Source organism: Stenotrophomonas sp. 22LJNL06-5-1, from assembly GCF_056861455.1.
The window spans coordinates 29,675-52,474 of record NZ_JBSPUE010000012.1 but is presented as its reverse complement, the minus strand read 5'-3'; the positions used below and the strand labels follow the sequence as shown (position 1 = coordinate 52,474).

21 protein-coding genes are annotated in these 22,800 nt (G+C 66.4%); 5 read left to right on the top strand and 16 right to left on the bottom strand.

The genetic code is table 11. The features are described 5' to 3' along the window. Positions 1-123: 123 nt before the first annotated feature. The 12 genes from flgL to AC13GF_RS20230 all read right to left on the bottom strand — a co-directional run bounded on the left by flgL (position 124) and on the right by AC13GF_RS20230 (position 11,794). On the bottom strand, positions 124-1,326 hold the full coding sequence (gene flgL / locus AC13GF_RS20285) for a flagellar hook-associated protein FlgL (RefSeq protein ID WP_043395591.1): 1,203 nt from the start codon (positions 1,324-1,326) through the stop codon (positions 124-126). Beyond that, positions 1,323-3,203 (bottom strand): flagellar hook-associated protein FlgK, encoded by a 1,881-nt coding sequence (gene flgK, locus AC13GF_RS20280; protein ID WP_483005790.1) that lies wholly within the window; start codon positions 3,201-3,203, stop codon positions 1,323-1,325. The genes flgL and flgK overlap by 4 nt, the downstream gene beginning before the upstream one ends. A gap of 8 nt (positions 3,204-3,211) precedes the next feature. After that, positions 3,212-4,411, bottom strand: coding sequence for a flagellar assembly peptidoglycan hydrolase FlgJ (gene flgJ / locus AC13GF_RS20275; protein ID WP_483005789.1), 1,200 nt, complete (start codon positions 4,409-4,411; stop codon positions 3,212-3,214). A gap of 1 nt (position 4,412) precedes the next feature. After that, complete coding sequence (locus tag AC13GF_RS20270) at positions 4,413-5,555, bottom strand: flagellar basal body P-ring protein FlgI (protein WP_024958567.1); 1,143 nt, start codon at positions 5,553-5,555, stop codon at positions 4,413-4,415. Positions 5,556-5,557: 2 nt separating this feature from the next. Then, positions 5,558-6,250: a flagellar basal body L-ring protein FlgH gene (gene flgH / locus AC13GF_RS20265; RefSeq protein WP_099473115.1), complete on the bottom strand. Its 693-nt coding sequence runs from the start codon at positions 6,248-6,250 to the stop codon at positions 5,558-5,560. 22 nt (positions 6,251-6,272) lie between these two features. Next, the gene (gene flgG, locus AC13GF_RS20260) at positions 6,273-7,058 is read right to left on the bottom strand and encodes a flagellar basal-body rod protein FlgG (RefSeq protein WP_005409571.1); all 786 of its coding nucleotides are present in this window, start codon (positions 7,056-7,058) and stop codon (positions 6,273-6,275) included. A gap of 102 nt (positions 7,059-7,160) precedes the next feature. After that, positions 7,161-7,910: a flagellar basal body rod protein FlgF gene (locus tag AC13GF_RS20255; RefSeq protein WP_024958568.1), complete on the bottom strand. Its 750-nt coding sequence runs from the start codon at positions 7,908-7,910 to the stop codon at positions 7,161-7,163. A gap of 32 nt (positions 7,911-7,942) precedes the next feature. Continuing rightward, on the bottom strand, positions 7,943-9,166 hold the full coding sequence (gene flgE, locus AC13GF_RS20250) for a flagellar hook protein FlgE (RefSeq protein ID WP_024958569.1): 1,224 nt from the start codon (positions 9,164-9,166) through the stop codon (positions 7,943-7,945). A 32-nt stretch (positions 9,167-9,198) separates the two neighbouring features. Beyond that, a complete protein-coding gene (locus AC13GF_RS20245) occupies positions 9,199-9,882 on the bottom strand; it encodes a flagellar hook assembly protein FlgD (RefSeq protein ID WP_262235167.1) in 684 nt (227 codons plus the stop codon). 23 nt (positions 9,883-9,905) lie between these two features. After that, positions 9,906-10,313: a flagellar basal body rod protein FlgC gene (gene flgC / locus AC13GF_RS20240; protein WP_010485892.1), complete on the bottom strand. Its 408-nt coding sequence runs from the start codon at positions 10,311-10,313 to the stop codon at positions 9,906-9,908. Between the two features lie 3 nt (positions 10,314-10,316). Then, positions 10,317-10,712, bottom strand: coding sequence for a flagellar basal body rod protein FlgB (gene flgB, locus AC13GF_RS20235; protein WP_010485889.1), 396 nt, complete (start codon positions 10,710-10,712; stop codon positions 10,317-10,319). A 137-nt stretch (positions 10,713-10,849) separates the two neighbouring features. Next, positions 10,850-11,794: a chemotaxis protein gene (locus tag AC13GF_RS20230; protein WP_049436370.1), complete on the bottom strand. Its 945-nt coding sequence runs from the start codon at positions 11,792-11,794 to the stop codon at positions 10,850-10,852. Positions 11,795-12,014: 220 nt separating this feature from the next. Between AC13GF_RS20230 and flgA the strand changes: the two genes are divergently transcribed. The 4 genes from flgA to AC13GF_RS20210 all read left to right on the top strand — a co-directional run bounded on the left by flgA (position 12,015) and on the right by AC13GF_RS20210 (position 14,699). After that, the gene (flgA, locus tag AC13GF_RS20225) at positions 12,015-12,671 is read left to right on the top strand and encodes a flagellar basal body P-ring formation chaperone FlgA (protein ID WP_295554208.1); all 657 of its coding nucleotides are present in this window, start codon (positions 12,015-12,017) and stop codon (positions 12,669-12,671) included. Between the two features lie 75 nt (positions 12,672-12,746). After that, on the top strand, positions 12,747-13,052 hold the full coding sequence (gene flgM / locus AC13GF_RS20220) for a flagellar biosynthesis anti-sigma factor FlgM (RefSeq protein ID WP_019337421.1): 306 nt from the start codon (positions 12,747-12,749) through the stop codon (positions 13,050-13,052). Beyond that, positions 13,049-13,387 (top strand): flagella protein, encoded by a 339-nt coding sequence (locus AC13GF_RS20215; RefSeq protein ID WP_010485882.1) that lies wholly within the window; start codon positions 13,049-13,051, stop codon positions 13,385-13,387. The genes flgM and AC13GF_RS20215 overlap by 4 nt, the downstream gene beginning before the upstream one ends. A gap of 91 nt (positions 13,388-13,478) precedes the next feature. Beyond that, positions 13,479-14,699, top strand: coding sequence for an ATP-binding protein (locus AC13GF_RS20210; protein ID WP_010485880.1), 1,221 nt, complete (start codon positions 13,479-13,481; stop codon positions 14,697-14,699). Positions 14,700-14,792: 93 nt separating this feature from the next. On the opposite strand, the gene AC13GF_RS20205 is transcribed toward AC13GF_RS20210, so the two are convergent. Both AC13GF_RS20205 and AC13GF_RS20200 read right to left on the bottom strand, forming a co-directional pair. Beyond that, entirely contained in the window at positions 14,793-16,565 is a 1,773-nt protein-coding gene (locus tag AC13GF_RS20205) for an EAL domain-containing protein (protein WP_032127372.1), read from the bottom strand. Positions 16,566-16,569: 4 nt separating this feature from the next. Beyond that, the gene (locus tag AC13GF_RS20200) at positions 16,570-18,672 is read right to left on the bottom strand and encodes a sensor histidine kinase (RefSeq protein ID WP_483005788.1); all 2,103 of its coding nucleotides are present in this window, start codon (positions 18,670-18,672) and stop codon (positions 16,570-16,572) included. 131 nt (positions 18,673-18,803) lie between these two features. Here AC13GF_RS20200 and AC13GF_RS20195 point away from each other — a divergent pair, with 131 nt between their 5' ends. Next, positions 18,804-21,563, top strand: a complete 2,760-nt coding sequence (locus AC13GF_RS20195; RefSeq protein ID WP_126928699.1) for a bifunctional diguanylate cyclase/phosphodiesterase — start codon at positions 18,804-18,806, stop codon at positions 21,561-21,563. Between the two features lie 230 nt (positions 21,564-21,793). Here the strand turns inward: AC13GF_RS20195 and AC13GF_RS20190 are convergent, their stop codons facing one another. Then, entirely contained in the window at positions 21,794-22,300 is a 507-nt protein-coding gene (locus AC13GF_RS20190; protein ID WP_483005787.1) for a hypothetical protein, read from the bottom strand. 137 nt (positions 22,301-22,437) lie between these two features. Then, the gene (locus AC13GF_RS20185; protein WP_483005786.1) at positions 22,438-22,785 is read right to left on the bottom strand and encodes a hypothetical protein; all 348 of its coding nucleotides are present in this window, start codon (positions 22,783-22,785) and stop codon (positions 22,438-22,440) included. Positions 22,786-22,800 lie beyond the last annotated feature (15 nt).

The following is a 22,800-nucleotide window of genomic DNA, read 5'->3' as shown; positions in this document are numbered from 1 at the left end:
AAATCCACGGAAGACGGGCTGGCGGGCTGTTGGCCTGGCGTGCTCCGCGGCAACGGACCGCAGAAACGAAAAAGGCCGCGATGCAGGGCATCGCGGCCTTTCAGGGGTGACGCAGGAGATGCGTCAGCGGATCTTGTTGAACAACGACATCGACTGCATCTGCGAGAAGATCGTCTGTGCCGCCTGCAGCGCGGTGCTCTGCAGCTGGTACTGGCTCAGCGCGTCGGCATAGTCCAGGTCGCGCATCTGCGACAGCGTGGTCTTCAGGGTCACACTGTTGGCCTCACGCATGTCGGCGGCATTGTCCAGTGCCTTCAGCTGCGCGCCACCGGCTGCACGCGAGTCGATCATCCGCTCCGACGCCCGCGCCACGTCGCGCAATGCGCTCTGCAGCTCGTTCTGCTGTGCGCTCATCTTCGCGGTCGTGCCGGTGTCGGCGTCCAGCGCGGTGATCAGCTTGTCCATGGTGTCGAAGATGTCGCGGCTGCTCGCCGGCTTCACGTTGAAGCTGTCGCCTGCGGCAGGCGCACCGGTGATCTGCAGGCGTACGCCGTTCACTTCCAGATCATCACCGGCCTTGTAGGTGCCGGTGCCGGTCACATTGCCGGCACCATCCAGCACTTCGTACTGGTTGGCGGCGGTGAAGCGGACGCTGAAGCTCTGGCCGTTCCAGCTGTCGCTGCCATCGCGGGTGATGTTGGTCAGCACGCCGTTGCCGGTGTTGCCGGCCGCGGCGCCGCCATCGACGAAGCCATCGCCGGTGGGGATGCGCATGAAGATCTCGCTGCCGGGCAGCGCATCGCGGACGTAGGTATCGGGGCCGACCTCGATCTGGCGCTGGGTCTGGTCACCACGGTAGACCACCTTGCCGTTGATCTTGGCGAACGGAGGATCACCATCGTTGGTGCCGCCGAACACATAGCGACCGGTGCCGTCCTCGGCGTTGGCCAGCGACAGCAGGCCGTCGCGGATCTGGTTCAGCTCGGTGATCAGCGTCTTCTTGTCGGCCGCACTCAACGCGGGGTTGCTGGCCTGGATGGTCAGGTCGTTGACCCGCCCCATCAGGTCGTTGACCTGGGCCAGGGTATTTTCCTGCACGCCCAGCCGGTTCTGCACGTTGCCGGCGTTGAGCTTCATGCGGTCCAGTGCGGCCAGGCTGCGGTCCAGTCCGACCGCTGCGCCTGCGCCGACCGGATCGTCCTTTGCGGTGACGATCTTGCTGCCGGTGGCGATCTGCTGCTCCAGGTGGCTGAGCTTGGCCTGCTTGGCCATCATCAGCGACACCGACTGGTTGTACATCATGCTGGTGGAGATGCGGCTGCTCATCGGCGGACGGCTCCCAGGATGGTCTGGAACATGCTGTCGGCGGTGGAGATCAGCTGCGAGGCCGCCTGGTAGGCCTGTTGCAGGCGCAGCATGTCGGCGGCCTCCTCGTCCAGGTTGACGCCGGACACTTCATCGCGCGCTTCCTGCGCCTTGTCGTTGATCACCAGCTGGGCGTCCAGCGAGTACTCGGCAGAACGGGCCGCGGCACCGACCTGGGTGGTGAGGCCGCCCAGCGCGCCGTTCAGCGTCACCGTGCCGGCGTTGAACGCCTTGGCGCTCTCGACCTTGGCCAGCTTGGCGGCATTGCTGTTGTCCGAGGAGCCGGCCGGCGTCGGGGTGATGTTGAAGGTATCGCCGACCTTCGGCGCACCGTCCAGCACGAAGCTCCAGCCGTTGGCGCTGATGGTCTGGCCGGGGGTGTAGGTCTGCGGTGGGCCACCATCGATGGTATAGGTGGTGGCCGAGGTGAACACGATGGCCGCCGGGTTGCGCAGGTTGGCGTTGCTCGCATCGGTCACGGTCACGCCGCTCAGTTTGCCGGTACCGGTGTTGGCAGTCGCGGCCGCGCCTTTGACCGCAGCCGCAGCGGCAATGCGCGACGGATCGGTGATGGCCATCTCCATGCTGCCGGCCACGCCTGCGGTGGGCTGCAGCAGGAAGCGGTCATTGGCCGATGGCGTGCCGCCGACCACCAGCTTGACGCCGTTGATCATCAACGGGTCGGCAGCGGTGCCGGAACCGGTCAGCGGCACGCTGGCGCCGGTGTCGGCCCGGCTGGCCTTCCAGTTGGTGCCATCGAACTGCAGCACTACGTTCTGCGCGTCCAGCTTGCCCAGGTCGCCATAGGTCGCGCTGAGGCTGGCAGTGCCGGTATTGCTGTTGTTGGCGGTGACGCGCGGGTTGCCGATGTTGAAGAAGTCGCCGCCCATATTGCCGTACAGGTCAACACCCTGGTGGTGGGCCTGGTTGAAGGTCTCGGCCAGGCCCACGGCCAGCTTGCCCAGTTCGGCCTGGGCCGGGGTCAGCACGGTGTCGCGGAACTCCATCAGGCCACCGATCTGGCCACCGACGGCCTTCGGATCGAGCCGGATCGTGTTGCCCTGGGTTTCCAGGGCCAGCTGCAGGCGTTCGGGCTGGTACGGGTCGGCCACGGTGGTGACCTTGGTCGCCGTGGTGCCTACCACCAGGGCGTTGCCGCCGGCGGTGTAGACATTCATGATGCCGCCGTCCTGGATCACCGCCGTGCCGCCGGTGTAGCCGATCAGCTGGGTGATCAGCTGGTCACGACGATCGAGCAGGTCGGGTGCGGCCGTGGCGATGTTGGTGCCGATGGCGCCGTTGATCTGCGCGATTTCCTGCGCCAGCCGGTTGATCTCGGTGGCACCGGCCAGCAGGCCGTTGTTGACCTCGCTGTTGAGGTTGTTCAGATGGGTGTTGAGCTGCACGAAGCGGTTGGCCAGAGCCTTGCCGCCATCGAGCATGTTCTGGCGGTCGGCCGTGCCGGAGGCATTGGAGGACAGGCCGCTGACCGAATCGAAGAAGTTGGACCAGACGCCGGAGACGTTGGTCGCAGGATCGGAGACCAGCGCGTTGACGCGGTCGGCCATGCTGGAAAGCTGCTTCAGGCGTGCCAGCTCGCCGCTGCTGTCGAGCAGGCGTGAGATCGCCAGCTGGTCGGCGGTGCGGCGGATGTCGGTGATGCGGGTGCCGTTGCCGACCGTGCCGTAGCCGTAGTTCTGCGGATCAGCGGTGGCGAAGTTGACCTTCTGCCGGCTGTAGCCCGGGGTATTGAGGTTGGCCACGTTGTGGCTGGTGGTCGCCAACGCACGCTGGAAGGCAAGCAGGGCACCGGTACCGGTGGAAAGTACGCTGGACATGGGGTTCCTCAACGACGAGTGATACCCAGCGCCGCGGTTGCGGTGCTGGCGAAGGTCTGGCCAAGGCGCGAGCCGGCATCGGCGACGGCGCTGACGGCGCGCTCGATGGTCGGTCCGCCGGCGATCGCGGCGATCTTGGCCGCATAGCGCGGATCGGTGGCATAGCCGGCGCGCTGCAGGCCGCGGGCGAAGCCCTGCACGTCGGTGCCGGCCTGCAGGGCCTGCTGGTAACGCGGGCTGGTCTTCAGCAGGCGCACGTAGTCGGCGAAGCTCTCGGCCGGCGAACTGTAGGCGCGGAAGCTGGCGGTCTCGTTGCGGCGCACGCCATCGACGTATTCATGGGTGCCGGCCACGGCACGCTGGCCGTTCCAGCCATTGGCCTTGATGCCGAACAGGTTGTGCGAAGTGCTGCCGTCGGCATGCTTGATGTGGCGCTTGCCCCAGCCGGTTTCCAGCGCCGCCTGGGCGACCAGGGCGCGGGCATCCACGCCCAGTTCCTTGGCTGCACTCTGCGCGTGCTGCCAGATACTGGCGACGAAGCCTTCCGGGGTGTGTTCGCCCAGCTGGGCGACGGCGGTGCGGGTGGCCATCGCATCGGCCGGGCTGATCGCGGTGCCGCGGTTGCTGGCGGTGGCCGCCCACTGGTCGCTGCTGGCGGCCCAGTCCTCGCCCTGCAGGCTGCCGATGTACGGATCTTCGGTGCCCAGCGAGCGGTGCATGCTGCTGCTCTCACGGCCGGCGATCAGGTCCAGGGCCTGCTCCATCGGCGCGACAGCCGCCTGTGCCCCCTGCTGCGCACCGGCGGCCATCTGCTGCAGCAGGCGCACGGCCTGGCTGCCGTCTTCCAGCGGCAGCGACGGTGCCGGTTTGGCCGGTGCATTGAGCTGGTAGGCACGGCTGGCCTTGGCCGGGTCCACACGGGTATCCAGCGCCGGACCCTCGGCGGCCTGGCCGGACAGCTGCCGGCTGATGATGCCCGACAGGCCCAGGCCCTTGCCGCGGGTCATCGCCTCGGCAATCTTCTGGTCGTACATCTCGCGGAACATCTTGTTTTCGCCGGGGAACAGCGAGTCGCCGAAACTGGCGTCACGCATGCTCTTGACCAGCATCTGCGCGAACTGGCCTTCCAGCTGGCGCGCGACCTTGTCGATCTTGGCCGGATCGTTCTGTTGCGCCGGGTGCAGATCGAATGCGGGATTGATGCGCATATCAGATCACCTCGAGCTCGGCACTCAATGCGCCGGCCTGCTTCAGGGCTTCCAGGATCGCGATGAGATCGCCCGGTGCCGCGCCTACCGCGTTCACCGCGTGCACGATCTCGTCCAGGGTGGTGCCGCCGCTGAACTTGAACATGCGGCTGCCGTCGTTGGTGGCGGTGATGGTCGACTGCGGGCTGGCCACGGTGCGGCCGCCGGACAGCGCATTGGGCTGGCTGACGTTGGTGTTTTCCTGGATGGTCACGGTCAGCGAACCATGCGAGATCGCAGCCGGCCCCACGCGCACCTGCTGGCCGATGACCACAGTGCCGGTACGCGAATTGACCACCACCTTGGCAGGGGCGCTGCCGGGGGTCAGTTCCAGGTTCTCGATGCGCGCCAGCAGGCCGATGCGTGCGCCCGGATCGGTCGGCGCGGTAACCGCTACGGTCACGCCGTCGACCGCACGCGCCGCACCTTCGCCGAAGGCGTTGTTGAGCGCGGCGACCATGCGCGAGACCGTGGTGAAGTCGTTGTTGTGCAGGTTCAGGGTGATGTCGCCGCCGTTGGCCAGCGGATCGGGCAGGGCGCGCTCAACGGTGGCACCGTTGGGAATGCGGCCGACGCTGGGCACGTTCACCGAGACTCGGGAACCGTCCTTGCCCTGCGCACCGAAGCCACCCACGATCAGGTTGCCTTGGGCGATGGCGTAGATCTGGCCGTCGGCACCGCGCAGCGGTGCCATCAGCAGCGAACCGCCGCGCAGCGACACCGCGTTGCCGATCGAGGACACGGTGATGTCGATCGGCTGGCCGGGCTTGGCGAACGGTGGCAGTTCGGCGTGGATCGCCACGGCGGCCACGTTCTTCAGCTGCGGGTTGACGTTCGGCGGTACGTTGACGCCCAGCTCGCCGAGCAGGTTCTTCAGGCTCTGTACGGTGAAGGGTGCCTGGCTGGTGCGGTCGCCGCTGCCGTCCAGGCCGACCACCAGGCCGTAACCCACCAGCGCATTGCCACGCACGCCGCCGACCTGGGCCAGGTCCTTGATGCGCTCGGCGCTGGCAGGCGCAGCCATTGCCAGCAGAAGGAAGAATGATCCGTAGAGCGACGCCATGCGTCGCTGCCACGTTGAAGAGAAGAGAGCTTTCATGGCCATACTCAGAACGGCGTCAGGCCGGAATTGAAGAAGCGGCTCAGCCAGCCCATCGCGTTGGATTGCGCAACCGGGCCGCGGCCGCCGTAGACGATGCGGGCTTCGGCCACGCGGCTGGACGGAATGGTGTTGTCCTGGCTGATGTCGCCCGGGCGGACGATGCCCTGCACCTGCACCAGCTCATCGCCCTGGTTCAGCCGCAGGTTCTTCTGCCCTTGCACCACCAGGTTGCCGTTGGGCAGGCGCTGCACCACGGTGACCGTGACGCTGCCCTGCAGGCGGTTGCTCTGCGCGCTGTTGCCCTTGCCGGTGAAGTCACGCGCGCCCTTGGCCGTAGCACTCAGAATGTCCTTGCCGCCCAGGGTGACCGGAGCGCCGAGAATGGACGGCGTGCCCAGGCTCAGGTTCGATTCCTTGTTGGTGGCCGTGTTGGCACTGGTCTGTGCGGTGGTGTTTTCCAGCAGGGTGATGGTCAGCAGGTCGCCAACATCGCGTGCGCGGCGGTCCGAATACAGCTGCAGGGTCGGGCCGGCGGCGTAGATGGCACCGGCGGTCGGCTGGGCCTGCGGCGGCATGATCGGCTGGATCGGTGCCATCGTCGGGTAGGGGCGCACGTCGCCCGCGATCACGCAGCCACCGAGCAGGGCGGCCACGGCGCAGGCGAGGGTAGTGCGGGCGAAGTTGGAAATGGGCGACATGGCAGTTTCCCGGTTTGGCCGGTCAGAGCTTGTTGTTGAGATAGCCGAGCATCGAATCGGTGGTGGAGATCGCCTTGGCGTTCATCTCGTAGGCGCGCTGGGTTTCGATCATCGACACCAGCTCTTCCACCACGTTGACGTTGCTGCCTTCCAGCGCGCCCTGCACCACAGTGCCGAGGCCGTTGAGGCCGGGATTGCCGTTCTGTGCCGGACCAGAAGCGGTGGTCTCCAGGAACAGGTTCTCGCCGCGGGCCTGCAGGCCGGCTGGATTGACGAAGTCGGTCAGGGTCAGTGCACCCACTTCCACCGACGCTGCACCGTCGGCCATCTTCACGCTGATGGTGCCGTCGGTACCGATGGTGACCGACTGCGCGCCTTCGGGAATCTGGATGCCCGGCTGCACGGGGTAGCCGCTGTTGGTGACCAGCTCGCTGTCCTGGTTGATCTTGAACGAGCCATCACGGGTGTAGGCCGAGCTGCCATCAGGCATCTGAACCTCGAAGAAGCCGCGGCCATTGACCATCACGTCCAGGGCGCGGCCGGTCTGCTGCTGGCCACCCTGTTCAAAATTCTTGGCGGTGGCGACCACGCGCACGCCGGTTCCGAGCTGCAGGCCGGTCGGCAGCTGCGTCTGCGCCGACGAGGAGCCGCCGGGCTGGCGCACCTGCTGGTACAACAGGTCTTCAAAACTGGCACGGTCCTGCTTGAAGCCGGTGGTGTTGGTGTTGGCGAGGTTGTTGGAAACCACCGACATGCGCATCTGCTGCGCATCCAGTCCGGTTTTCGCGATCCACAATGCCTGGTTCATCTTCGATGTCCTGTCTGGTGAAGCCGGCCGCGTGGTGCGGCCCTTGTATGCGGGTGTGCAAGCGGTGTGCCAGCGCCGGCATCAGCCGGCGCCGGAATTCCGTCAGCTGCCCAGGCGCAGCATGCTGTTGGCGCTGCGCGCGTTCTCGTCGCCGTGCTTGATCACCTGCACCTGCATTTCGTACTGGCGCTGCAGCTGGATCATCTGCACCAGCGCGCCAGCGGCGTCTACGTTGCTGCCTTCCAGCTGGCCGCTGTGCACGGCCGTGCCCTGTGCCGGCGCGAACGGCTGCAGTGGGTCGGTGTTGCGGAACAGGCCATCCAGGCCACGCTCCAGGCGTTCATCCGGCGCCTGCACCACTTTGATGCGACCGATCTGCGCCATGGTCTGCGGACCTTCGCCCTGCGGGATGATCGAGAGCGTGCCGTCGGCACCGATTTCCATCGCCTGGTAGGGCGGAATGGCGATCGGGTTGTTGTTGTCATCCAGTACCGGACGGCCGCTGGAGGTCACCAGCTGGCCGTTCGGCGTCACCGACAGCGCCGCGCCGCGCGTGTACGCCTCGCTGCCGTCACTGGACTGCACGGCCAGCCAGGTGCCGGTCTGCAGGGACAGGTCCAGCGGCTTGCCGGTGATGTGCTGCGAGCCGGGCGTGCGATTGAATCCGGCGTCGACATGCAGCGCATCCACCCGCGAGGCAAAGCCCGGGCCCTTGATCGGGAAGGCTTCGGTGTTGGCCAGCGCTTCCTTGAAGCCAGGGGTGTCCGAGTTGGCGAGGTTGTGGCTGAGCGTTCCCTGCGCCTGCAGGGAGGCGCGGGCACCGGTCATCGCCACGTAAAGGGCTTTATCCATGCGGGGAGTTCCGTGACGGGGTCAGCAGCTCATCAACGGATGTTGATGACGGTCTGGGTGATCTGGTCCTGGGTGGTGATCATCTGCGCGTTGGCCTGGAAGTTGCGCTGCGCGGTGATCATGTTGACCAGCTGCTCGGTGAGGTCGACAGTGGATGCTTCCAGCGACCCGGCCTGGATCTTGCCGAGGTTGGAGGTGTCCGGCATGCCGGTGCGCGGGGTGCCCGAGCTGAAGGTATCCACCCACAGGTTGTTGCCCTTCGATTCCAGGCCCTGCGGATTGTTGAACGTGGTCAGCGCGACCTGGCCCAGCGGCTTGTCGGCGCCATTGGAGTAGCGCGCGTAGACCACGCCGGTTTCCGACACGGTGATCTCATTGAGCTTGCCGGCGGCATAGCCATCCTGCTGGGTGTTGCGCAGCGCGAACTTTTCGCCGTACTGGGTCGAGCCGCTCACGTCCAGCGTCATGTTCAGCACGCCCGCACCGGTGGTCGGGGTGAAGGTGCCGAGGCTGACCTTGCCGTTGGCCGGCGCAGTGAGCTTGCCGCTGTTGTCGAAGGTGACCGGGGTCGGCGCGCCGGCCGGCTGGCCGTCCACGTAGTTGCGCACGGTCCACTCGTTCGGGTTGGCGCCCTTCACGAAGTACGAGACCTGGATGTGGCTGACACCCAGCGAGTCGTACACGGTGATGCCACCGCTGGAGTGGTTGTAGCTGTTGGAGTCGGTTGGATCGAACGTGGTGACCGTCGGCTGCTTGGCATTGGCCGGCAGGGTGAAGCCGACCTTCACTTCGCTGGTCTGCTTCGGCGGGCTGTCGGTGGTCAACAGCTGCAGGTCGACCATGCGGCCGGCATCGAAATTGGTGCCGTCGGCGTTCGGCGCGAACACCTGCAGGCGTGCACCCTGCGGGTTGACCACATAGCCGGACGGATCGGTCTGGAAATTGCCGGCGCGCGAGTACACGCGGGTACCGTTCATGTTCATGGTGAAGAAGCCTTCACCGGAAATGGCCATGTCCAGGCTGCGGCCGGTCTGTTCGTTGTGGCCCTGCTTGAACTGCTGGGCAACGTTGGAGACACGGACGCCCGAACCCACGGCGTTCTTCGACAGACCGTAGCCGGTAGCCGAGAACAGGTCGGCGAATTCGGCGCGCGATTCCTTGAAGCCGGTGGTGTTGACGTTGGCGACGTTGTTGGCGGTGACGCTCAGGTCGGAATTGGCGGCGTTGATGCCGGACAGCGAGACATTGAAGCCCATGGGATGCTCCTGGTAGATACGGGGTGTGCGGCTCAGCTGACGCGGAGCACGTAGTCGATCGGGGCCGTGCCCAGGCCCTTGAGGTTCAGGTACAGGCCGTCGGAACCGACGGTCACGCTCTCCACCGGTGCCTGTACGTAGGTGGACAGCTTGGTGCTCTTGCCGGCGGTGTCGACGTGGTTGGCGACGATGGAGTACTTTCCCGGTTCCATGCGCTTGCCATTGGCGTCCTTGCCGTCCCACTTGAAGGCGGTTTCGCCGGCGGCCTTGGCTTCAACGCTCAGTGAAGTGACCTTGGTGCCGTTGGCATCGGTGACGTCGACGGTGATGATGCCGGCCGAGGGCGCGGCCACCGTGCCTTCGACGCTGCCTTCCTTCTCCAGCACCAGCTTTTCCGACGGCACCAGCACCTGGTGGCCGACCAGTGCCGCACCGCGCAGCACCTGGTCGCTGGCCATCGATTCCTGGAAACCCTTCACCGTCTTGTTCAGATCGGTGATGCCCTGCACGGTGGACATCTGCGCCATCTGCGCGACCATCTGCGTGTTGTCCATCGGCTTCAGCGGATCCTGGTGCTGCAGCTGCTCGGTCATCAGGCGCAGGAAGTCGGCCTGGTCCAGCGTGTTCTTCTTCTTCGTAGCGTTGCTGTTGGGGGCGTTCAGGCCGAGTGCGGCGTAGACGTCCTGGTTGGTCTGGTTGTTGACGGCGGTGGTCATGGCGGTATCCGGTACTGCGGGCCTCAGCGGCCCATGGTCAGGGTGGCCAGGGCCAGCTCCTTGGCGGTGGTCAGCATCTCCACGCCGGCCTGGTAATTGCGCGAGGTCGAGATGAGATTGACCATCTGCGCCACCGGATCGACGTCGGGCTGGTAGATGTAGCCGTCGCCATCGGCCAGCGGGTGGCCCGGCTCGTAGCGCTTGATCGGCGCGGCCTCGCTCTGGGTGATCTCCTTGACCTTCACCGAGGTGATGTTCGGATCGTTCTTGCTGGTCACGGCCTGGAAGATCGGCTCCAGCGGCTTGTACACGGCGTCGGCGGAACCGGCGACGGTGTCGGCGTTGGAGAGATTGGAGGCGATGGTGCTCATGCGCACCGACTGCGCCTGCAGCGCGGAGCCGGCGATATCGAAGATCGGCAGGTTGCTCATGGCTTATTGCCCCGTGATCGCGGTCAGCATGGAACGCACCTTGCTCTCGACGAAGCTGAGCGAGGCGCGGTATTCGAGTGCCGCGCGGCCATAGGCGGCACGCTCGGCATCGGGATCAACGGTGTTGCCGTCCAGGCTGGGCTGCACGCCGTCGCGCGCGATCTGGAACGGATTCAGGCCACTACTGATCTCGTAGTGCTGCTCGTTGGTGGTGGTCATCAGGCCGTTGGCATCCTGCCCCTGGGCATGGCGCAGGGCGGCATCGAAGTCCAGGTCCTGGGCCTTGTAGCCGGGAGTGTCGGCATTGCCGAGATTGCTGGCGATCAGCTTCATCCGCTGTTCGCGCAACGGCATGGCCTGGGCGTGGACGCCCAGGTAGTCGGTAATCAGGTTGCGCACGGTGCACTCCCACGGGAACGTTGCCCGGGAAGCTGCAAGGGGTGTGCCAAATTCGAGAGGGTAGTGCCGGCCGCTGGCCGGCTCCCCGCTAGATCTGCGGTCGCCGGCCAGCGGCCGGTACTACCGGATCAGTGGCCTCAGGCCGCCATCGCGACCTTGCGCAGGCGGTCCAGCACGAAGTCGGCCAGCTCGTGCGGCGAGTACTTGGCGACGAAGGCGTTGGCGCCGACGCGCTCGACCATCGCATTGTTGAATACGCCCGACAGCGAGGTATGCAGCAGCACGTAGAGGCCAGCCAGGCCCGGATGGCGCCGGATTTCCGTCGTCAGCGTATAGCCGTCCATCGCCGGCATTTCGATGTCCGAGATGACCATGGCGTAGCGCTCGGCCGGGTTCTCGCCCGAGGCGTGGATCTGCAGCAGGTGGTCCAGCGCCTGCTTGCCATCGGAAAGCAGGGTGGCGCCCACCCCCAGCTGGTCCAGCACGCTGCGGATCTGCTGGCGGGCCACGCGCGAGTCGTCCACCACCAGCACCTGCAGCTGCGGGCCGTCGGCCGGCATTGCCATCGCCGGGTCCAGCACCGCTTCGCCGCGGACCTGGGCGATGTCGGCCAGTACGCTTTCCACGTCGATCACCTGGATCAGCTCACCCTGGAAGCGGGTCACCGCGGTCAGGTAGCTCGATTCGGCGCCCAGTTCCGGCGGCGGGTGGATGTCTTCCACTGCGATGTTGACGATGCGCTCCACGCCACTGACCAGGAAACCCTGGATCGAACGGTTGAATTCGGTGACGACCAGGTAGCCGGGCGAGGTGTCCGCATCGGGCTCACGCTCGGGGTGGCCGATGGCCAGGCCCAGGTCCAGCACCGGCACCGAGCGGCCGCGCACGTCGGCCACGCCGGAGAACTGGCTGGGCAGCCCGGGCACCTGGAACAGCTCCGGGCGCCGCAGGACTTCCTGCACCTTGAAGACATTGACGCCAAAAAGCTGACGTCCGCCGAGACGGAACAGCAGCAGCGCCAGGCGATTGTGGCCGGCCAGTCGGGTCCGCTGGTCGATCCGGTTGAGCAGGTCATGGGACATGGCTGCTGTATCGGCGGGGTGGGCGCCGAACTTGAGGGGGGTCTGCCACACGGGTGCTCTGCACCGCCTTTATGGCGTCGCGCCATGCTCGACCCTGCCTCTGTAGAGTCGAGCTTGCTCGACTGGCCATGAAAGCAGTCGAGCAAGCTCGACTCTACACAAGCCCCTCTGGCACACCCCTTGCACGCACCAGGGCCAGATCCCTTCGACAGGAGGCGCCATGCGCCGGGTCACATCTCTATTCGCCATTGCGCTGGCGCTGGCCTCGCCATGGGCCGCCGCCTCCGACTGGCAGCCGGTGGCCAGCATCCGCACCGCGGCGTTGTCGACGCTGCCGGCCGGCAGCGAGGGCGAGGCCCAGGTGGCCGATGCGCTGCGCCTGCCGAAGTGTGGTGGGGCACTGCAGGTGCAGCCCACTGCCAACACCACGGTTGAGGTCAGCTGCCCCGACGCCGGTGGCTGGCGCCTGTTCGTGCCGGTAAAGGTACGGCGCAACCAGACCGTGCTGGTGCTCAACCGCGGAATCGGTACTGGAGAAACCCTCACCGCCGCCGATATCACCACTGCCCAGCGTGATGCCGCCCGGATAGCCGGTGCGGTGCTGGCCGATCCCAATGCAGCGATCGGCCGCATCGCCCGCCGTCCGTTGCAGGCCGGCGCCCTGCTGTCGAACAATGACCTGGTGGTGCAGCGTCTCATCAAGCGAGGAGACAATGTGGCCCTGGTCTCGCGTCGCGGCTCGGTCGAGGTCCGTATTGCAGGCCGTGCAATGGGCGATGCCGGTGAAAACGAACGGGTCTCGGTAGAGAACCTGTCCTCGCGGCGGATCGTGCAGGGCACGGTCGATGCCGCCGGTGACGTAATCGTGGCGCGTTGATTTACCGCAAAATATCCCTAAAGATCACGGCCCTGCGGCCGTTATCCCTTGTGAACGGCAACTCCAGGACACCCCATGAGCCAGAAAATCGACGGCAACCTGCAGGTCCCCCAGGCACTGCGCAGCGTGACGACCCCGGCCAACAAGCCCGGCGTCAGCACCGATGCGGCGGCGCGCCCGGTCGAAGCGGCCGACAGCCTGCGCCTGACCGGCGAGGCCACCAATCTGCAGGCCATCGAGCGTGAGCTGACCACCGCCCCGGCAATCGACGCCCAGCGCGTGGCCGCGGTGCGCGAGTCACTGCAGAACGGCACCTACAAGATCAATCCGGACGCGATCGCATCGCGCATGCTCGAGCTGGACCAGCAGCTGCACGGATGACTGCGGCGATGAGCGAGCCGCTGCAGCGTCTTGCCCAGGCCCTGGACGTTGAACGCCAGGCCCTGGTCGAGCACGACGTGCATGCCCTGATCCGGGCCACCGGCGCCAAGCTGGAGGCGCTGCGTGCGCTGGAAGGCGCGCCGCCGGTGGGCGAGGGTGAGCAGCTGCAGGAACTGGCCGAGCGCAACCGCGCCAATGGCGTACTGCTGTCGCGCCGCCGCCGCGAGGTCAACTGGGCACTGCGTCAGCTCGGCCGCACCGAAGATGCCTCGGCCTACGATGCCAAGGGCCAGGCGCACACCGTCACTGCGCGCCGCCCACTCGCCGTCGCTTGACGCGACGGCGGTCGCACAACCCCAACAAGCGGGCTGAAGCCCGCAGCACGACCGCGTATATTGGGCGCCTGTTCGAATGCCCCGAGTCGCCGTGTCCGCTGCCAACGCCCTGGTTACCGCCCCCCTTCCGCCACAGCCGGTGCTGCAGGCCCTGCTTGAGCGCCTGCGCGAAGGGCTGCTGCTGTTCACCGACGACGGGCAGGTTGCCCTGGCCAACCCGGCTGCGCAGAACCTGCTGGCCAGTGGTGAGGGCGGCGGTCTGCCACCGCCGCAGCGCCTGCGTGAACTGCTGCCGCCCGATGCGCTGGAACAGGCGCGCCAGCATGGTCACTGGAACGGCAGCCTGCCGCTGGGCGAGGGCGTGGTCATCGCCCATCTGTATCACCACGGCCCGGTGGGCCAGGGCCACTTCCTGGCATTGTTCCGCCATATCGAAGGACAGGAAGACTACGAGCGCGAACTGCAGCAGCGACATGCGGAGCTGCGGCAGGCCTACCTGCGCCTGAACGGTACCCAGGAAAAACTGCTGCAGTCGGAGAAGATGGCTTCGATCGGCCAGCTTGCTGCCGGCGTCGCGCACGAGATCAACAATCCGATCGGCTACGTGCACTCCAACCTGGGCAGCCTGCAGGAGTACCTGCGCAGCCTTTTCACCGTGATCGAAGCCTACGAGCGCGCATTGCGGGCGCCGGACCCGAAGGCGCTGATCCCGGAAATCGACGATATCCGTGACCGCCTGGACATCGATTTCATCAGCCGCGACCTGCCGCAGCTGATGGCCGAGTCGCGCGAAGGCATCGAGCGGGTGACGCGCATCGTGCGTGATCTGAAGGACTTCTCGTATTCCGGCCGCGACGAGTCGTGGAAGCTGGTCGACCTGCATGCAGGCCTGGAATCGACCATCAACATCATCTGGAACGAGCTGAAGTACAAGGTCACCCTGGTGCGGGAGTTCGGTCAGTTGCCGTTGGTCGAATGCCTGCCGTCGGAACTGAACCAGGTCTACATGAACCTGCTGCTCAACGCCGGCCATGCCATCGCCGAGCGCGGCACGATCACGGTGCGCACCGGCGTTGATGGCGATCACGTGTGGGTCGAATTTGAAGACACCGGCGGTGGCATCTCACCTGAACTGCGCCAGCGCATCTTCGATCCGTTCTTCACCACCAAGCCGGTGGGCAGCGGCACCGGCCTGGGCCTGTCGATCTCCTACAGCATCATCAACAAGCACCACGGCCGCATCGACCTGGACAGCACTCCGGGCGTGGGCTCGCGCTTCCGCGTGGTGCTGCCGGTGAAGCAGCCGCGCTGACCGCTTCTGGTAGTGCCGGCCGCTGGCCGGCAACCTCATTGAAGCCGATATCCAGAGCAGTCGGCCAGCGGCCGGCTCTACCAGAGGGGATCATCACCGCAACGGGCGATCCTCACCGCCATCTCCGCTTTCCACCGGCGCCGGACCGGCGTTGCTGCGGCGCTGCTCCTCATAGGTGCGGAACGCCTGGTGGATGTGCTTGCGCAGCTCATCGTCGTTCCACGGCTTGGTCAGGAAGCGATAGATCGCGCCGCGGTTGATCGCGTCGGTCACGGTGTTCAGATCGGTGTAACCGGACAGCACCAGCCGGATCGTGTCCGGGTACAGCATCTTCACCCGGCCCAGGAACTCGGTGCCGCTCATGTCGCTCATGCGCTGGTCGGACAGGATCACCTGCACATCGTTGATCGCCAGCAGATCGAACGCATCGCGCACGTTGCCGGCCGCCAGAATGCGGTAGCCGTCGCGGCGGAACAGGCGCACCAGCGAGCGCAGCACGTTCTCCTCGTCGTCCAGCAATAGCAGCGTGCGGTCGGGACGGGTCTCGGCGAAGGCTTCCGGGCGCAGGTAGCGGCGGCGCAGGGTCATGCCGGCGGCATCGGCCGACATCGGTTCGCCGAACAGGTAGCCCTGGAATACATCGCAATCGTTGCGACGCAGAAAGCCCAGCTGTGCCTGCGATTCCACACCGTTGGCGATCACGGTCATGCCCAGCTGGTGGCCCATGGCGATGATCGCGCGGGCGATGGCCGCCTCACGGTTGCCGGCCGGCGCGCTCTTGATGAAGCTGCGGTCGATCTTCAGCTTGTCCACCGGGTAGCGCACCAGCGCGCTGAGGCTGGAATCGCCGGTGCCGAAATTGTCCAGGCTCAGGCTGATGCCTTCGTTGCGCAGGTTGGCCAGCGTCTCGTGCACGAAGTTGACATTGTTGGTCAGCGCGCTTTCGTTGATCTCCAGCGTCAGCATCTGCGCCGGTACGCCCGCAGCCTGGATCAGGCCCATGACTTCAGCGAAGAAGTTCGGCCGCAGCAGCTGCAGGGTGGAGACGTTCACGGCGATGGTGAAGTCGTCGAAGCCCTGGTCGCGCCACAGGCGGGCCTGCTTCAGTGCGCCTTCCAGCACCCAGGTGCCGATCTGCACGATGATGCCCAGCCGCTCGGCGGTGCGCATGAAGCGTTCCGGCACCAGCATGCCCAGCGTCGGAGATTGCCAGCGCAGCAGCGCTTCCATGCCGACCACGTGGCCGTCGCGGGCGCTGACCAGTGGTTGGTAGCGCAGTTTCAGTTCGCCGTTGGGAATGGCGTCCACGATCTGGCGGGCGATGATGCTTTCGCTGTGCGCGCTCGGCGGCGTGTCCACGGCGTGGATGCGCACCGCGTTGCCGCCTTCGCGGGCCGCCTGGTACAGCGCATCCTCGGCATGATCGAGCAGGCGCGAGGTGCTGCTGGCATGGTCCGGGCACAGGCTCACGCCCAGCTTGCCGGTCATGAACAATGTGTACGGCAGCACCGACAGCGGCAGCTCCATCTGCTGCCGGATCTCCTCGGCAAAGTCCTCCGGCAGCGGCACGTCGGCGGTGCGTGGCACCGCGATCAGGAACTCATCGCTGCCATGGCGCCAGAGTTTGCCGCGACCACGCAGGTAGGACTGCAACCGCTGCGCCACCAGCACCAGGGCCTGGTCACCCACCTCGGCGCTCATGTTTTCGTTGACCGAGGCGAAGTGGTCGATGTCGACATGCATCAGCATCAGCGCGGTGCCGCCGGAGGCCGCCTCGGCGACCATCGCCTGCAGCTCGGGGTTGCCGGCGCCAAGGCGATCAGGCGCATCATCGATGCTGACCGGGGGCTGGTTGGGATTCCACATAGGCTCAGTAGTCCGGTGACTCAACGGCGGCCATGCTGGCCGCCTGGTAGGGGAGGTGAACGTCGATCAGGGTGCCTTCGCCGTGCGCGGATTCGATCCGCACATGGCCACCGACGCTCTGCGCACGCTCACGCATCACGATCAGGCCCAGCCCGCGCGGACCGTCAGGATCGAAACCCTCGCCGTCGTCGCGGATCTGCAGGTGCAGGCCGCGCTGGCCGACATCGCGCAGCTGCAATTGCACCTGGCTGGCGCGGGCATGGCGCAGCACGTTGGTCAGGCTTTCCTGGGCGATACGGAAGCAGGCCTGTTCGATGCTGTTGTCGGGACGGTGCGGGAGGGGCTCGATCTCGGCAAGCAGTTCCACCGGTGACGAACGGAACAGCACCCGTGCCTGCCAGCTCAGGGCTGCTTCCAGGCCCAGCGCGTCGAGCTGCGGCGGGCGCAGCAGGGTAGAGATGTCGCGCAGCTTGGCCACCGTGGTATCGGCCAGGCTGACGATCTGCGCCAGGTCCTCGCTGCGGCGCTGCGGATCGTCCTCGTCCTGCGCGGCATAGGCAGACAGTTTGATCGCCGTGATCGCCTGGCCGATATCGTCGTGCAGGTCGCGTGAGATCGCGCGGCGTTCGTCCTCCTGCAGCGAGAACAGGCGGCCAGCCATCGCCTGCAGTTCACGGTTGCTGGTTTCCAACGCACTGCGGGTGCGCTCGGAATCGCTCAGGTCACGCACGATCAGCAGCTTGCAGTCGCGTCCGCCATAACGCACTTCGCCCACCGCCAGGCCGGCATGAAAGCTGCGGCCATCAGCGCGCTGCATCGCCACCACGCTGCTGTGACCGGGCCCCAGATGGGGCTGGCCGGCACGCAGCTGGCTGCGCACGCGGGCCAGATCGGCGCTGTCCACCAGCGCCGACAGCGGCTCGCCCAGCAGGGTGTGGCTGCCATAACCGAACAGGCTGGCGGCCCAGGCGTTGGCGTACAGCACGTGTTCGTCGGAGAGGATCACCACGCCATCGGGCAGTACCCGTACCAGCTCGCGGAACTGCTCCTCGCGCTCGCGCAGCAGGCGACGTGACTGCTCGCGCTCGGTCACGTCCTGCAGGGTGCCCAACACGCGGTTGCGACCGGCCTCGTCAATGCCGCTGGCAGCACGCAGATGCACCATCAATGCACGGCCGTCCATCGACAGCAACGGCAACAGCACGTCCACCTGCACGGGATCGCCAGAGCAGAGCTCGGCCAGCAGCTGTTCGGTCTGGGTGGCGGTGGCCGGGTCGGCCGGCACCAGCAGTTCGTCGAAGCGATGCCAGCGCCGTGCCTCGGGCGGGCGGCGACCGAGCAGGCGATAAACCTGATTCGAGTAGCGGCCAAGTCCCGTGGAGGGGTCCAGCTCCCAGGCGCCGATGCGCGCCAGCTCGTGGGCTTCCTCCACCCGCGCCAGCGCCTGGTCGCGTCGCAGCTGGGCCAGGTCTTCGGCGGTGCGGTCGATGGCAATCAGCAAGCGGGCATTGTGGCCGTCATAGCTGATGGCGTTGGAGCGCAGCTCCATCTGCCGCAGTGAGCCGTCACGCAGCTGCAGCTGGGTACGCAGGATGCACAGTTCCTCCGGTGCCTCGCGGATCGCTTCCAGCTTGGTCTGCAGCGCCAGGTCCTGGCCTGGCGGCCACAGCGAGTCGATTGTCTGCTCCAGCAGTTCGTCACGGTCCCAGCCGAAGGCCGTACAGGCCGCCGGATTGGCGTCGAGGATCGCCAGCGTATCGAGGTCATAGACCAGGATCGGGCCGGGGTTGCCTTCGAACATCTGCCGCAGGCGCAGCTCCGAGGCCTGCTGGCGTGCATGGGTGTGCAGCACGTGCTCGGCCAGCGGGCGCAGCAGCAGATACAGCAGGCCGGCACTGGCGAGGGCGAAGAACGAGCCCTTCAGGCCCTGCCACAGGGCCGCCTGCTGCGGGTCGGGCACCAGTGCCTGCACCGCGCTGTCGGTGGAGATCATCCAGGCCAGCGCCATCGCCAGGTAGCTCAGCACCACCCGGCGCCGGTCGCGGCTCAGCGCCTGCGCCATCCGCGGGTCGGGAACTGGGGCGTTGCCGGTCGGTTCTGCGGGCATGGACAGGGCGGAAGAAAGGGGCGCCGGCCATCTTACCGCGCAGGTGCGCCCAGACCACTCAATTATCCGCCGCAGGCGCCGTTAACCACTGCGTGCCCCGCTGACGGGCGTGTCATCCGGAGCAAGATCGCGTGGACCAAGGGATCATCGCCAGCCTGCTGCAGCACCCGCTTGCGTCGGCGCTGGTCATCGTCGACCGCACGGGCCGCCCGCTGGCGGCTAATCCGGCTGCGCGCGAGCATGGCCTGCCGGCTACCGTGGCTGCGTATGCGCCGATGCTGGAAGATCTGCGCCTGATGGCCGCCGATGGCGGCATCGTGGCCTGCACGCTGCCCGGTGGCCCGCACGGGCACTACGACGGCCACCTGCGTGCCGTGCACGATGGCGCCGGCAATCTGCTGGCCTTCACGCTGAGCATTCCCGAGCCGGTGCCGCTCGGCGGCGGCGGGCGCTGGGAGCTGGCGCTGGACAGTGCCGGCCACAGCCTCTGGGACTGGGACATTCCCAGCGACCGTGTGGTGCGCACCCCGGCGCTGGGCGACGAAACCGCCACAGAAATTCTGGCCCGCGTGCACAGCGAGGACATCGCCCAGGTGCGGGTTGCACTGGACGAGCATCTGCGTGGCTTGAGCGAGCAGTACAGCGCACAGTTCCGTTTCCGCCAGGCCGATGGCCAGTGGCGTTGGGTACTGGACCGCGGGCGCGTGGTCGCGCGCACCGCCGACGGCCAGCCGCTGCGCATGGTCGGCACGCATACCGATATCGAACAGCAGAAGCAGCTGGAAGGGCTGCTTCAGGAACAGCAGCTGCACCTGAGCGAGGCCCAGCGCATCGCCAGCATGGGCAGCTGGTCGTTCGACCCCAACAGTGGTCATTTCTGGTGGTCGCCGGAGCTGCGCTCGATGCTGGCGCTGGAGCAGGGCAGCGCGCCCGGTCAGCGACGCTGGCTGAAGCAGCTGCATCCGCGCTCGCGTGGTGCGTTGCGCGCGGCATGGCGGCGCCTGTGGCGCGATGGCCGGGCCGCCAACATCGAACTGGAGCTGACCCGGGGCAACGAACCGTCGCAGCATCTGCGGCTATGGATGCAGCCGCTGCTGGACATGGATGGCCAGCCCAAGCGCCTGCTCGGCCAGGTGCAGAACATCACCGAGCAGCACCAGACCGATGCACTGATCCGCTGGCGCACCGAACTGCTCAACCGTGTTTCCGCGCTGGGCCGCATCGGCGGCTGCGAGATCGAGGTGCAGACCCGGCACATGCAGTGGACCGAGGAGTGCTACCGCATTCACGGCCTGCGCAAGGAGCCGATCACCCTCGATCAGGCGCTGGCGCTGTACACCGAGGATTCGCGCAATGCCTTCGACGCCGCATTGGTCCGGATTGCCGGCGGCGGACTGCCCGAACAGCTGGACCTGTGCTTCTACCGCCAGTCAGGCCTGCGCGTGTGGGTGCAGGTGCTGATCGAGCTGGATCGCCGTGACGGACTGCCACCGCGCTTCGTGGTGCTGTTCCGTGACATCACCCGCGAGCGCGAGGCCAACGAGCGCATCGAGCTGCTGGCCCACTACGATCTGCTCACCGGCCTGCCCAACCGCGTGCTGCTCGGCGAACAGACGGCAGAGGCCATCGAGGAAGCGCGCGACCGTGGCACCTCGCTGGCGATGCTGTTCATCGATCTGGATGGCTTCAAGACCATCAACGACAGCTTTGGCCATGCCACCGGTGATGCGCTGCTGAAGGCCGCGGCCACGCGCCTGCACCAGAACCTGCGCAACAACGATCTGTTTGGCCGCTTCAGTGGCGACGAGTTCATCGTGGTGCTGCGCGACCTGGCCGAGCCGGAAGACGCCGGCCACGTGGCGCGCAAGCTGATCGCCTCGCTGGCCGAGCCGCTGCGCCGGGGTGAGACCACGCTGAAGGTCGGTGCCAGCGTCGGCATCGCCATGCTCGGTGAGGCTCAGACCGATTTTGATTCGCTGCTACGCGCGGCCGATGCCGCGATGTATGCGGCCAAGGAAGCGGGGCGTAACACCTACCAGTACTACAGCCAGGACGCGCTGGCCCGTATCCAGCGCAAGCTGGAGCTTGAACATGCCCTGCACGGGGCCATCGAACGCGAAGAATTCAGCCTGGCCTATCAGCCGCTGCTGGACGCGCATCATGGCGAGCCACCGGCGATCGAGGCATTGCTGCGCTGGCACCGGCCCGGCATCGGCTATTGCAGCCCGGCCGAGTTCATTCCGATTGCCGAAAAGTGCGGCGAGATCGTGCGCATCGGCGACTGGGTGCTGAACGAAGCCTGCCGCCAGGCGATTGCCTGGGACCGTGCTGGGCTGCGTTTCGACCGCATCGCGGTCAATGTGTCGGCAGTGCAGCTGCGCGACCGCGGCTTCGCCGAACGCGTGATCGAGATCTGCCATGCCCACGGCTGGCCGCCGCAGCGGCTGGAGCTGGAGCTGACCGAGTCGGCGCTGATCCGTGACACCGACATCCTGCGCCATTGCTTCGATGTGCTGGAACGGCACGGCGTGCCGCTGGCGGTGGATGACTTCGGTACCGGCTTCTCCAACCTCAATTATCTCAACCGCTTCCCGGTGGGGCGGCTGAAGATCGACCGCAGTTTCGTGCAGGGCATGCTGCATGATTCGGGCACGGCCGAAGTAACCCAGGCCATCGTGCACCTGGGCCACGCGCTGGGCATGAAGGTGGTGGCTGAGGGCGTGGAAACGCACCAGGAAGAAGACATGTTGCGCCGGCAGGGCTGCGACGAGATCCAGGGTTACCTGTACTCGCGCCCGCTCAGCCCGCGTGACCTGGCGCAGTGGCTGCGCCAGCAGCACCCGACGCCGATGCGCACCGACGCCAGCGGCGAAGCAGTGCTGGTGCGGTGATCAGCTGCACTGGTTGGAACTGACCTTGGCTGCTGTGTCCATCCACGCGTGGCACGGATCTACTGACGGCGCCGATTCTGGTGGGTGCCGGCCGTTGGCCGGCACGAATGCCTGCACGCGCGACCATCCACGCATGGCGTGGATCTACTGACGGCGCCGATTCTGGTGGGTGCCGACCGTTGGTCGGCACGGATGCCTGTGCCTCTCGATTATCCACGCATGGCGTGGATCTACCTTGGAAATTCTGCTTTCAGCTGCATGCGCAGCGCTTCTACGATGGCCGCATAGCGCCGCTTCTGGATCAGATAGCTGGCCAGGAACAGCGGCAGCACCATCAGCATCGGCGCCGCCATCGGGCGCATCGCCACCAGCGGCAACAGCAGCAGCGTCAGGGTTGCCACGAACCAGCTGCACAGGCCGATCACCCGCACTTCGTGCCGTCGCGCGTTGAGTACGATACGACCGCGCATCACCGGGAAGTAGCGCAGGCCGAAGCTCGGCGCGAAGCTCTCGCGGAACGCCATGCTGCCGTCGGGCAGCGCATGGAAGGCCAGTTGCAGCCATTTGTCCTGTGGCAGGTCGCGTTCCAGGCTGCCCAGCGAGAGCCGGGCCTGCATGGCCGGTGACGCCGCGATGCGCTCATTGAACAGGGTGATGCCCCAGCTGAAATAGCCGGCCACCCACGCCATCAGAAGGACGGTCTCGATCAACAGCGCTGCGATCAGGGCGATGGCCATCGGTCTTCCATGAACGGGTCCGGGGCATCATGCCACAACGATTTCGCCACCCCGGTAGATCCGCGCCATGCGCGGATGTTGCGGCGAGGGCCAGGCGTCACACCGGCGGATGAAAGCCATCCACGCACGGCGTGGATCTACCGATTCATCAATGCGATGCCCGCAATGGAATAGCTGGCGATCATCAGTCCGAACACGTACGCCGCCACGATGATCAGCCAATACATCACCGGCTCGATGTCCCGCCATGCATCAATGGTGCCGGCGCGGTGGTGGCTTAGATGGACATGCCCGGTGTTGATCGCAGTTGCCGCCATCCAGGCGCATAGAAAGGCCATCAGCATGAAGAGCAGGCTGCCGAACAGGAACGCGACAGGTCGATGCCGGGGCGGCCGCAAGGTGGCGTAGGCGGGACGCCAGGTAAAGGTGACCGCGATGAGCACCATCGCAGCAAATCCCAGCCAGGTCATGAACGTGGTACTCATGCGACGACACTCCGT

What these genes read in the sequence shown, in the direction of transcription:
- flgL (WP_043395591.1), bottom strand. Translation starts at nt 1,326, where the DNA reads ATGAGCAGCCGCATCTCCACCAGCATGATGTACAACCAGTCGGTGTCG.
- flgK (WP_483005790.1), bottom strand. Translation starts at nt 3,203, where the DNA reads ATGTCCAGCGTACTTTCCACCGGTACCGGTGCCCTGCTTGCCTTCCAG.
- flgJ (WP_483005789.1), bottom strand. Translation starts at nt 4,411, where the DNA reads ATGCGCATCAATCCCGCATTCGATCTGCACCCGGCGCAACAGAACGAT.
- AC13GF_RS20270 (WP_024958567.1), bottom strand. Translation starts at nt 5,555, where the DNA reads ATGGCCATGAAAGCTCTCTTCTCTTCAACGTGGCAGCGACGCATGGCG.
- flgH (WP_099473115.1), bottom strand. Translation starts at nt 6,250, where the DNA reads ATGTCGCCCATTTCCAACTTCGCCCGCACTACCCTCGCCTGCGCCGTG.
- flgG (WP_005409571.1), bottom strand. Translation starts at nt 7,058, where the DNA reads ATGAACCAGGCATTGTGGATCGCGAAAACCGGACTGGATGCGCAGCAG.
- AC13GF_RS20255 (WP_024958568.1), bottom strand. Translation starts at nt 7,910, where the DNA reads ATGGATAAAGCCCTTTACGTGGCGATGACCGGTGCCCGCGCCTCCCTG.
- flgE (WP_024958569.1), bottom strand. Translation starts at nt 9,166, where the DNA reads ATGGGCTTCAATGTCTCGCTGTCCGGCATCAACGCCGCCAATTCCGAC.
- AC13GF_RS20245 (WP_262235167.1), bottom strand. Translation starts at nt 9,882, where the DNA reads ATGACCACCGCCGTCAACAACCAGACCAACCAGGACGTCTACGCCGCA.
- flgC (WP_010485892.1), bottom strand. Translation starts at nt 10,313, where the DNA reads ATGAGCAACCTGCCGATCTTCGATATCGCCGGCTCCGCGCTGCAGGCG.
- AC13GF_RS20230 (WP_049436370.1), bottom strand. Translation starts at nt 11,794, where the DNA reads ATGTCCCATGACCTGCTCAACCGGATCGACCAGCGGACCCGACTGGCC.
- flgA (WP_295554208.1), top strand. Translation starts at nt 12,015, where the DNA reads ATGCGCCGGGTCACATCTCTATTCGCCATTGCGCTGGCGCTGGCCTCG.
- flgM (WP_019337421.1), top strand. Translation starts at nt 12,747, where the DNA reads ATGAGCCAGAAAATCGACGGCAACCTGCAGGTCCCCCAGGCACTGCGC.
- AC13GF_RS20215 (WP_010485882.1), top strand. Translation starts at nt 13,049, where the DNA reads ATGACTGCGGCGATGAGCGAGCCGCTGCAGCGTCTTGCCCAGGCCCTG.
- AC13GF_RS20205 (WP_032127372.1), bottom strand. Translation starts at nt 16,565, where the DNA reads ATGTGGAATCCCAACCAGCCCCCGGTCAGCATCGATGATGCGCCTGAT.
- AC13GF_RS20200 (WP_483005788.1), bottom strand. Translation starts at nt 18,672, where the DNA reads ATGCCCGCAGAACCGACCGGCAACGCCCCAGTTCCCGACCCGCGGATG.
- AC13GF_RS20190 (WP_483005787.1), bottom strand. Translation starts at nt 22,300, where the DNA reads ATGGCCATCGCCCTGATCGCAGCGCTGTTGATCGAGACCGTCCTTCTG.
- AC13GF_RS20185 (WP_483005786.1), bottom strand. Translation starts at nt 22,785, where the DNA reads ATGAGTACCACGTTCATGACCTGGCTGGGATTTGCTGCGATGGTGCTC.